This is a genomic window from Deltaproteobacteria bacterium (assembly GCA_016709225.1).
Classification (GTDB): Bacteria; Myxococcota_A; Polyangia; order Nannocystales; family Nannocystaceae; genus Xiheibacterium; species Xiheibacterium phototrophicum.
Genome location: JADJEE010000001.1, coordinates 1,559,257 through 1,570,065 on the forward strand (window position 1 = coordinate 1,559,257; position 10,809 = coordinate 1,570,065).

A 10,809-nucleotide genomic window follows, 5' to 3' on the forward strand; every position below is an offset into this window, starting at 1 on the left:
GATGGCACGCAGGTGGGGGCGCGTCGTCGACCCCGGGGCTACCTCGGCTCCGGCCACGAGACCATCGGCTCCGACATCCTCGCGGTGCCGGCGGCGCTCGAGCACCTCGGACGCGAGGGTCGCCTCGGGCCACGCAACCTGCTCGAGCAGATCCTCGGCGCCGAGCGCCGCGCCGCACTCGAGCGCATCCGCGCCGACGGTTGGTATCCGATCGAAGAGCTGCTCGCGTTGACCGACGTGCTCGACGCGCGCATCGGTGCGTTCGGGCTGCGCCGGGTCGGGCGCACGCTGTTCCAGCTGTCCCATGCCGAGCGCACCGCCGCCGCGCTGGGCTGCGGACGCGACGTGGTGTTCGGCATCGACGGCATGTACCACCACGCCAACCGCGGGCGCGACATCGGCGGGTGGATGCTGCTCGACGTCGACGACGCCCGCGCGACCCTCGAGAAGACCACGCCGCACCACTGCGCCGTCGAAGAGGGCATCCTCGCCGAGGCACTCGCGACCGTCGGTTGCCGCGCGGTGGTGTCGCAGCGGCAGTGCTTTCGCGAGGGCCACGATCTGTGTGTGTTCGAGGTGCAGTGCGTCGGCGGGCGTTGGGCGCCCGACGACGACGACTGACCTCCGAACCCGGCGTCACTGCGGACGATCGATGTCGAGCCGGTAGTTGCCGCTGCCGGCGTACGACTTGACGATCCAGGCGTAGTAGCCCGGTGCACCCGGGTACGTGATCGACTCGTCGGGCGCACCGGTGGTGGCCGACGCGACCGTGGCCCAGCCACCGTTTTGCCAGCGGTAGAGGTAGAGGTCGAAGTCGACCCCGTTGGGACCATCGAGCGTCGCGAGGTGGTTCCCCGAACTCTGGCTCTGGTACCACGTGCCGCCGGGCTGCACGTCGCTGTCGCCGGCGCCGGTCAGCGTGCCCGTCACGCTCTGGCAGCCCGGGCATGCCGGCGGCGGCGGCTCACCGCCGCCGTCGTCGCCGAACGGATCGCCACAGGCATCGCTGGCGCCCGAGAGCGGCCCACCGCTGCAGCCGTTGGCCCACGTGCCGCTGCCGACCCCGGGTGTCAGCGGGAACTCGCCGCAGTCCGCGGTGGGGTTCCAGCTGCCGTCGGCGTCGTGGCACGGCGTGAGGTCGACGCCGGTGGTGCTCTCGAACCACGCGATGCCGCGATGCATCTGCGAGTAGTAGCCGCCGCCGCCACAGGCTCCGCCATACGAGGTGATGCCGAACACCCGCCAGCTGCCGTCGGCGATCTGCATGAACACCGGGCCGCCCGAGTCGCCCTGACAGGTGTCCTTGCCGCCACCACCGACGAAGACCTCGTGCTGCGCGCTGATGCTGCCGATCGTCGAGTTGACGTAGCGCTTGATGCCGTAGGCGCCGTTGTTGGCCTCGCCGAAGCCGACCATCGTGACGGCCTTGCCCGCGGTGATCTCGTCGGTGTCGCAGCCCATCGCGATCGGCACGATCGGCACGTCGGTGACCGCCTGCGCCAGCTTGCACACCGCGAAGTCGTTGCCGCCCCCCGGCCCGCCGCCGGGATACGTCTGGCAGAACGAGGTTGGCACGTTGCGGCCGGGCCCGCTCGAAATCTTCTCGCCCAGGCGCACCGAGGTGTAGTTCGTGCCGCAGTGTGCCGCGTAGATCACGACCTCGGGGTGCACCAGCGTGCCCGTGCACGCGCCACCCAGCTCGACGGTCGTGGGCCAACCGCACGAACCCACCGGCACGCCGCCGTAGATGCGAGATTCTTCGCCTTCGGGCGTGCCGCCCGGCAGCTCGCCCTCGGGCGCGTCGCCGTCCCAGGCCGCCTCGCCACGGTTGTCGAGATCCTCGGCCGTGCACGCGCTCGCGAGCGCGAGGCCGACCGCGAGTGCAGCGACGCCGAGCGTCGTGCCGTCGCTACGCACCCATCGGTGCATGCCCCTCGATGCTGCGCAACCCGATTGCAGGTTGGGCAAGTTGCCAAGTCGATTTGCCATGTCGAGCGCCCTCTTCGTTGGTGGTGACAGCGTTGGTCACCCCACCCCAGCCGAGCGCAACATAGACCCCTCATCGATACATGCACGCGTTTTCGCCATGCGCGAAGAACTTCGCGGTGACATCGCGAACGAACGCGCGACACGGTGCTACATCGCCGCATGCATTCGCGCGCTCGCGTCGTAGCCCATCGCACGCACGCGACACGACGATGCACGCACGCGCAAGCGATCCAGTTGCAGCGAGCAAGCGCGTGCACGGGTGGCAGCATTGCGTGTGAACGCAGCGACCGTGGTGGCTCCCACGCTCGCGGCGATCGAGCGCTGCGATCACCCGGTTCGCGGACGCGATCGAGGGCCGCGACGGCGATCCTCGGCGGGTGATCGGCCGCAACGGATCTCGCGAGCTTCGCCCGCGCGAGGCCTGTCGAAGCGCGAGGTGAACCTGCGATTCCCCACGGGTAGCGACCGACGCGCGCGGGCACGGGGCCGACGCGTCCGCTCCGACCGGGTGCATGCGTCGGGCACGGGCACGCGCACGGAGCGGGGTGTCCGGAAGAACGCTTCGCGTGCTTCCGCACCCCGCTAGCCCTTGCAGGCGGCCCAGCTGCGGCCCCAGCCGGCCTCGACCGACAGCGGCACCGACAGCGTCACGGCGTCCTGCATGAGCGGCTTGGCCAGCGCGACCAGCTCGTCGACGCGCCGCTCGTCGCACTCGAAGATGAGCTCGTCGTGGACCGTGAGCAGCATCTGCGCCCACGGCTCGTGCTCGAGGCGGCGCTCGACGGCGATCATCGCGAGCTTGAGGATGTCGGCCGCACTGCCCTGGATCGGCGTGTTGCGAGCGATGCGCTCGCCGTAGCTGCGCGACGGCCCCCGCATGCCCAGCTCCGGGATCCGCCGCTTCCGGCCGAGGATGGTCTCGGCATAGCCCTTGGCCGACGCGATCGTGATGAGCTCGCGCATGTAGCGATCGACCCCGGGCACGCGCTCGAAGTAGGCCCGGATGTAGCTGCCGGCCTTGCCGCGGGGGATGCCCAGCTGCTGCGCCAGACCGAACGCAGTCTGGCCGTAGACCACGCCGAAGTTGACCGCCTTCGCGATCCGCCGCTGCTCGTCGGAGACCTCGTGCTCGCCGACGCCGAAGACCTCGGCGGCGGTGCGCCGGTGGACGTCGACGCCCTCGACGAAGGCCGACACGAGGTTGGGGTCGCCCGAGAGGTGGGCGAGGATCCGCAGCTCGATCTGCGAGTAGTCGAGCGCGACCAGCATGCGTCCTGGCGGGGCCACGAACGCCTCGCGGATGCGCTTGCCCTCGGCGGTGCGAATGGGGATGTTCTGCAGGTTGGGGTCGGCGCTCGACAGCCGCCCGGTGGCCGCGACCGCCTGGTGGAAGCTGGTGCGCAGGCGCGAGGTCGCCGGGTCGACCAACGCCGGCAACGTATCGAGGTAGGTGCCCTTCAGCTTGGTCAGGCTGCGGTAGGTCAGGATGTCGACCACGATGGGGTCGAGTAGCGCGAGTTCCTCGAGCGCCTTGGCGTCGGTGGTGAAGCCGGTCTTGGTCTTGCGCGTCGGCGGCAAGCTGCGCTCCTCGAACAGCAGCTTCTGCAGCTGGATCGGCGAGTCGATGTGCACCGCGTGGCCGGCCTGCTGGTCGACCGCGGCCTGCACGGCGGCGATCTGCGTGGCCAGATCCGCCGACTGCCGCGCGAGCTGCTCGGTGTCGACCACGATGCCGCGGGGCTCGACACGCCGCAGCACCCACGACAGCGGCATCTCGATGTCATCGACCAGCTTGCGGGCGCTGGTCGGGACGCTCGCCAGCAGCGCGGTGAAGTCGCGCACCAGCGCGCGCAGGGCCTGCACGCGCACGCCGGTCACCCGCGCGGCCTCGGGCACGTCGAGGTCGCCCGCGCGCCGTCTGCTGCGGCCCTGCCCCTTGCGCGGGCTGTCGTCGGCGACCGGCAACGTCGCGCCCAGCACGTCGTGCACCAACGCCTCGAGGTCGTGGGCGCTGCGGGCCGGATCGAGCGCGTAGGAGACCAGCATCGGATCCATCGCGACCGCGCCCAGCGGCAGCCCCACCGACGACAACAGGTGCCCGAGGCCCTTGTGATCGTGGGCCAGCTTCTGCGGCCGGTCGGCCGCCAGCAACGGAGCCAGCAGCGCCTGCACCCGCGGAAGCGGCAGCGTCGGACCCGACACGAGATCGGCCTGGCGGTGCTGCAGCGGCACGTAGGCCACCGGGCCGTCGCCGCCCCCGAGCGCGAGGCCGATCAGCTGCGCGCGCAGCGGATCGTCGCCCTCGGCGAGCGCGTGGACGAACAGCCGCGGCTGCGCGCCCCAGGCCTCGACCAGCGCCGCGAGCCTGGCCTCGTCGTCGCCGCCGATCACGACGATCGCGTCGGGGTCGGCCTCGAAGCTGCCGCTGCGGCCGATCTCGATCGCCCCCTCGTCGACCACCGGCACCGTGGCTGCAGCCGGGGCGCCGGCGGTGGCGCTGGCGGCCGGCCGCCGCACGGTGCTGCCGAGCTCGCGGACGATCTGCCGGAAGCCGAGCGGCTCGAAGAACTCGACCACTGCAGCTTCGTCGGCGCCAGGATCCTGCAGCTGCGGGATCGGCAGCGGCAGCGCCACGTCCTCGTGCAGCGCGACCAGGCGCCGGGACATCCGCGCGTCGTCGGCGTGGGCGACGAGCTTCTCGCGGCGCGCCTTCTGGGGGATCGCCGGTGCCGCCGCGAGCACGCCCTCGAGATCGCCGTGCTCGAGCAGCAGCGCGGCGGCGGTCTTGGGCCCGATGCCGGGCACGCCCGGCACGTTGTCGGAGCTGTCGCCGACCAACGCGAGCAGGTCGCCCAGGCGCGACGGGGGCACGCCGAACTTCTCCAGCACCTGCTGCGGGCCGACCGTCAGCGACTTCATGGTGTCGTAGAGCAGACACGCCGGCGCGGCGTCGTCGACCAGCTGCATGAGGTCCTTGTCGCCCGAGACGATCACGACGCGCAGGCCCTGGGCGCGCGCAGCCTTGGTGTAGCTGGCGATGAGATCATCGGCCTCGTAGCCGCGATCCTCCACGCGCGGGATGCCGAGCGCGTCGGTGGCCTCGCGGATCAGCGGAAACTGCGGCCGCAGATCCTCCGGCGTCGGCGCGCGCGTGGCCTTGTACTCGGCGTACATCTCGCGGCGGTGGCCATCGCCACCGGCGTCGAAGATCGCGACGACGTACTGCGGCGCGAACTCGCGGCGCACCGCCTGCACCATGCGGCAGAAGCCGTGCACCGCGTTGACCGGACGCCCGTCCGGCGCGTTCAGCATCGGCAGCGCGTGGTAGGCCCGGAACGCGAAGTTGTAGCTGTCGAAGATGAAGAGGCTGCCGGGGCCACCCTCGGGACGCAGCGGCGCGTCGCTCATCGCGGCGGCTCCCGCAGCGCCGGTGCCGGCACCAGGTCGTGCTCACCGCTGAACACCGGCGAGTGGCGCCGCGCCTGCAGGAACATGGTCTGCACGATGCTCATGACCGGGATCGCCAGCAACGCGCCGACCAGGCCGAACACGTGCTCGCCCGCGATGAGCGCGAACACCACGATGACGGGATGGATCTCGGCGGAGTCGCCGATGATCTTGGGATTGAGCACGTTGGCCTCGAGCAGGTGGATGCCGACGATCCACGCCAGGATGCCCAGCGCAGGGCCGAGCTGCGGCCCGGACTCCCCCGAGACCATCGCGATGACGATGATGGGGATCGACGACAGAATGGTGCCGAAGATCGGGATCAGGCTGAACATCCCGGCCATGACCCCGAGCAAGAAGCTGTACTTGATGCCGAAGATGATGAGGCCGATGAAGGTCAGCGCGCCGTTGACCAGGCAGATGAGCAGCTGCCCGCGCACGACCCCACCCAGGCCCTTGTCCATGCCGCGCCACAGCTCGTCGAAGCCGGGGCGGAACTCGGCCGGCACCAACGAGCGCACGAAGCGGGTCACGCGGGCGAGGTCGACCAGCGCGAAGCCACCGATCATGAAGGTGATGACGAAGCTGGTGAGGAAGCCGGCCACGCCCTTCACCAGCGCCTGGATCGCGGGGCCGATGAAGCCGGTGAGATCCTCGGCGCGGGCCGCCAGCAGCTCGCGGACCTCCTTGCTGATGTCGGCGCGCGGCTCGACCGCGGTCGACGGCGCGCCGATGACCCAGCTGCCGTCGTCGCTGCCGCGGGCCTGCAGCTGCACCCCCTCGAGGTCGATGGTCCAGCCGCCGTCGGGCAGCGGGTGCGCGACGATCTCGGTCGCGGGATGGACCGCCGGGGCGCCATCGACCGGCGGCAGCACGGCGCCGAAGGTGGCTTCGATCCACGCCGACGCGCGCGGCAGGTAGACCTCGTTGATCTCGGCGATCGTCGCCGGCAGGCTGTCGCGCAGGCGCGCGAGATCCTTGACCACCGCCGGCAGCAACAGGCCGAAGAACCCCGCCAGCAGGCTGAGGATCACGACGTAGCAGCACACCACCGCCAGCACGCGGCCGACTCGCGGCTGCAGGCGCGCGACGATCGGGGCCAGCAGGTACACGATGAGGAACGCGAACACGAACGGCAGCAGGATGCCGCGGAACAACACCAGCACCGCGAGCACGAACAACAGGTAGCCCCACAGGCGCCAGAACCGGCGCGCGGTGGTCCACAGGGTCTCCGACCGCTTGGGTGCGGCGACTGGCGTCTCGTCCACGGGTGTGTGCTGCTTTCCGGTTTGGCGAAGGTCGGTGTCGGAGGTGGTCAGGCGCGGGCATCGGGGGCCCGCAGGCCGGCCCGGGGCGCGACCTGGGTCTGCAGGCCTGCGCGGGTGGTGCCCTGGATCGAGAAGCTGTCCCACGCGCCGCAGTGATCGCAGCGGTAGCGAAAGCGCGGCGCATGGGCGCCGCAGCGGCCGCAAACCAGCGCGGGTGCATCAACGTCGCGCATGGCGGCGTCGCGGGCCGCATCACGCTGGCCGCGGGCGAGCCGCTGCCGCACCAACGCGAGCGTCGCGGCGGCACTGCTGGCGGCGACGCGCTCGAGCGCCGCGGCGGCGTGCTCGGGGTGCTGGCGCGCGACGTACTCGGCCAGCGCGCACACCAGCTCGGTCGACGCGGTGGCTCGCAGGGTCGCGAGCATGCGCTCGAGCAGATCCTCGACCGGGCCGTGCTCCGTGGCCCAACGCCAGGCCTCGGGCACGATGGTGTGGGCCCCCGCGGGGCTGGCCTCCCACGCGCGCTGCCACGCCTCGAGTGCGAGCTGGCGATCACCGGCGGCCGACTCGATGCGCGCGCGGGTGACCCACACGTGGCCGCTATCGCCGGCCAGCTCGACGGCACGCTCGGCGAGCTTGCGGGCCTTGCGGTCGTCGCCCTCGGCGAGCGCGACCGCGGCCTGCCCCGCCAGCGCGTGGCCGCGGCCGATGCGACTGTCGCGACGACGTCGACCTTCGACCAGCTTCTCGTGACGCTCCCACGCGGCGGCCGCCCGCTCCCACGCGCCGGCGTGCTCGAGCGCGACCGCCAGCGACTCGAGGGTCGCGACCGAGCGCGGCGCGAGACTGATCGCCCGCACCAACGCTCCGACCGCGCTGCGCTCGTTGCCCTGCGCGAGCAGATCGCGACCGAGACCGACCAGTGCCGCCACGCGCTGCTCGGGCGGCAGCGTCGCCGAGGCCAGCACGGTGCGGTGGATGGCCTTGGCGCGCTCGATGCGACCGCGTCGGCGGTCGAGGGCGGCCAGCGCCAGGAACACGGTCGCGTCGCCGGGTTCGGTCTCCGCGACCTGCTCGAGCTCGAGCGCGACGTTCTCGAGATCGCCCTCGGCGAGCTCGTAGAGCACGCGCGAACGCTTGGCGAGACTGTCGAGCGCACGGCGCTTGGGCGCGGCCAGCACCCAGCCCCCGGCAAAGCCCGCGAGTGCGGTCAGCAACGCGACCAGCAGCGTGATCATCGACCGCCCTCCTCGCGCTCATCCTCGGGGTTGCGCAGCTGCTCGGTCATCACCTTGCGCGTGCCCGCGTCGACGTGGGCTTCGGCGGCGAGGATCTCGTCCTCCTCGTGCTGTCGAAGCGGCAGCGTGCGCAGCTCGAGCACCTCGCGCTCGAGCTCGCGGATGCGCCGCTGGGTCACCGCAGCACCGCGGATGCGAAACGGCGCCCGGATCGCCAGCACACCGACCAACGCGACCGCGATCACCCAGCCCGCGAGCAGCACCGCGAGGTTCACCTCGTAGCGGATCCGCGCCAGCGGCTCGAGCAGATCGAGCCGCGGCACCGCGAGCACGATCTCGACCCACGCAGCGTTGGCCTGCAGGGTGTTGCTCGCCCACGCCACGCCGATCAACAGCAACACCAGGCTCACGCCCAGATAGACCTTGCCGAGCAGCGACATGAGCGGCGTCCAACATAGCAAAGCGGTGTATCCTCGCGCCATGCTCGTGACCGACCGCAACTGCGGCCACCACCCCATCCCAGCGCGAGTGCAGGCGGACGGGCCCGGCCGTGGGATCCGGGCGCGTGGGCTCTCGCTCGCCGCCTCGATCGCCTGTGGGCTCGTCGCGGGGTTCGTGACCGCGTTGGGCTGCGCGACCTCGGATCAAGTGCTGGAGAAGCGTCTGCGCGAGCAGGAGCTCGCCGAGGGCGGGCCGACCTGCCACGAGCGTGTCAGCGAGGCCTGCTACACCGGGCCCAAGGGCACGTCGGGGCGCGGCGCCTGCAAGGCCGGCACCCGCACCTGCGACGGCGCGGGCCAGTGGGGCGAGTGCAGCGGCCAGGTGTTGCCGGCGACCGAGAGCTGCAACCGCAACGATGACGACTGCGACGGCATCGTCGACAACGGCTTCGAGCGCGACGGTGCGCTGTGCTTCTTCAAGGGGGCCAAGGGGGCGTGCCGCACCCAGGGCGTGTGGCACTGCAGCGCCGACGGCAAGGAATCGACCTGCGACGCCAAGGTGGTCCGGCCCCAGGCCGAGACCTGCAACGCGATCGACGACGACTGCGACGGCGAGACCGACGAGGACAGCGTTCCCGTCGACGCCCAGGCGTGCACCACCGGCAAGTCGGGCGTGTGCCAGGCGGGCACCAACAAGTGCGTCAACGGTCAGACCCGCTGCGTGCAGAACATCCAGCCCGGCGCCGAGATCTGCAACAAGCAGGACGACGACTGCGACGGGCGCATCGACAACGACTGCGTGTCGGAGTCGGCTGCGCGCAAGCAGGGCGGCATGTAGCGGATGGGGGGCTCACGCGCTCGCGCCTCGGCGAGGGCGTTCGCGTGGCCAAGCGATCGCAGCGACGACGCGGCACACTTGCCCACACGCGTGCGCGCGTGCGCTGTCGGCAACGCACGAGGGTGGACTTCCCGCGGCCGCTTCTCTACGATGCTGCGGTGCGCGCTCTGCCGTTCGCACCCGCCTTGCCCCGAGGTGGGGTGCACGCGCCGGCACGCCCCCCACATCGATGACGCGCACGCCCATGAACGACACCCTCGTCGAAGACGAGCCACGGGACGAGGAGGCCGCCCGACCCCGGGCCTGGCTCATCGGCATCGGCTCGCCCGAGGACAACTTCGCGTCGGCCGGCCGGATCTGCCAGCTCGACGGGTTCAACATCGTCCGCTTCGGTCGCGACGAGGGCGCCGACGGCCTCTCGCTCGAAGAGTCGGGCACCACCCTGCGGGTGGGCATCCCGTTCGGCTGGGTCAGCGGTGAGCACGCCGAGCTGCTGGTCTCGGACGACGGTCGCTTCACGCTGCGCGACCTCGGCAGTCGCAACGGCACCATGGTCGGACCGGAGCGCATCACCGGCGCGGTCCGCCTGCGACCCGGCGAGGTGTTCGAGATCGGGCGATCGTTCTGGATGGTTCGCGAGATGGGCCTACGCAAGCTCGGCAGCGCCCGACTCACCGAGATCGATGCGACCGGGACCGCGAGCCCGCACCTGCACCACATCCTGCGTACGCTGCACCGGCTGGCCAAGAGCTCGATCCCGATCGTGCTCCGCGGTGAGACCGGCACCGGCAAGGAGTTCCTCGCCCGCGCGATCCACAACGTCAGCGGCCGCGCGGGCCCGCTGGTGATCGCCAACCTCGGCGCGCTGTCCGAGGCCCGACTCGAGCAGGTGCTGTTCGGCGAGCACGGCCGCCCGGGCTTGTTCGAAGAGGCCAACGGCGGCACGCTGTTCCTCGACGAGCTGGCCGAGTTGTCGCCGCGGGTGCAGGCCAAGCTGCTGGTGGCGCTGACCGAGGGCCGCGCCGGCCGCGTCGGCGACGAACTCACCCAGCGCAGCTTCGACGTGCGCATCATCGCGAGCACGCTGCAGGACCTCTCGCGCATGGTCGAGGAGGGTCGCTTTCGGCCCGAGCTCTACTCGCGCATCGCCGGCTTCGTCGCCGAGCTGCCGCCGCTGCGATCGCGCCGCGAGGACCTCGGGCTGCTGGTGCGGGCGTTCGTGCAGGACCTGCAGCGCGAAGGTCGGCCGACCCGCATCACCTCCAACGCGTTTCGCCGCCTGCTGCGGTGCGCGTGGCCGTTCAACGTGCGACAGCTGCGGCAGACGCTGTCGACGGCGGCGCTGTTGGCCTCCGGCGACGGCACGCTCACGGCCGACGCCCTGGCCGAGGTGCTCGAGCAGGACGACGGCCTGCCGGAGAACCCCGACGAGGTCCGTGCGCTGCGCGACGAGCTCGTGCGGCAGCTGTCACGCGCCGGCGGCGACTCCGATCGCATCGCCCGCGACATGAACCGCACGCCGCAGCAGATCCAGCGCTGGCTCGAGCGCTTCGCCCTGCGACCCGAGAGCTTCCGCGCGATCCAGTAGC

At 71.6% G+C, this 10,809-nt stretch carries 8 protein-coding genes; 3 read left to right on the forward strand and 5 right to left on the reverse strand.

From position 1 onward, the window contains the following. Positions 1-12: 12 nt before the first annotated feature. Positions 13-621, forward strand: coding sequence for a hypothetical protein (locus IPH07_06480; GenBank protein ID MBK6917028.1), 609 nt, complete (start codon positions 13-15; stop codon positions 619-621). Positions 622-636: 15 nt separating this feature from the next. Here the strand turns inward: IPH07_06480 and IPH07_06485 are convergent, their stop codons facing one another. From IPH07_06485 to IPH07_06505, 5 genes are all read right to left on the reverse strand, one after another. Further along, on the reverse strand, positions 637-1,929 hold the full coding sequence (locus IPH07_06485; GenBank protein MBK6917029.1) for a trypsin-like serine protease: 1,293 nt from the start codon (positions 1,927-1,929) through the stop codon (positions 637-639). Between the two features lie 642 nt (positions 1,930-2,571). Further along, positions 2,572-5,397: a DNA polymerase I gene (polA, locus tag IPH07_06490; GenBank protein ID MBK6917030.1), complete on the reverse strand. Its 2,826-nt coding sequence runs from the start codon at positions 5,395-5,397 to the stop codon at positions 2,572-2,574. Then, positions 5,394-6,704: an AI-2E family transporter gene (locus IPH07_06495; GenBank protein MBK6917031.1), complete on the reverse strand. Its 1,311-nt coding sequence runs from the start codon at positions 6,702-6,704 to the stop codon at positions 5,394-5,396. Before IPH07_06495 ends, polA begins: the two co-directional genes overlap by 4 nt. 47 nt (positions 6,705-6,751) lie before the next feature. After that, complete coding sequence (locus IPH07_06500; protein MBK6917032.1) at positions 6,752-7,942, reverse strand: hypothetical protein; 1,191 nt, start codon at positions 7,940-7,942, stop codon at positions 6,752-6,754. Further along, entirely contained in the window at positions 7,939-8,382 is a 444-nt protein-coding gene (locus IPH07_06505; protein ID MBK6917033.1) for a hypothetical protein, read from the reverse strand. Before IPH07_06505 ends, IPH07_06500 begins: the two co-directional genes overlap by 4 nt. A 40-nt stretch (positions 8,383-8,422) precedes the next feature. Here IPH07_06505 and IPH07_06510 point away from each other — a divergent pair, with 40 nt between their 5' ends. After that, positions 8,423-9,220: a hypothetical protein gene (locus tag IPH07_06510; GenBank protein MBK6917034.1), complete on the forward strand. Its 798-nt coding sequence runs from the start codon at positions 8,423-8,425 to the stop codon at positions 9,218-9,220. A gap of 244 nt (positions 9,221-9,464) precedes the next feature. Continuing rightward, positions 9,465-10,808, forward strand: a complete 1,344-nt coding sequence (locus IPH07_06515) for a sigma 54-interacting transcriptional regulator (GenBank protein MBK6917035.1) — start codon at positions 9,465-9,467, stop codon at positions 10,806-10,808. The last annotated feature ends 1 nt before the right edge of the window (position 10,809 follow it).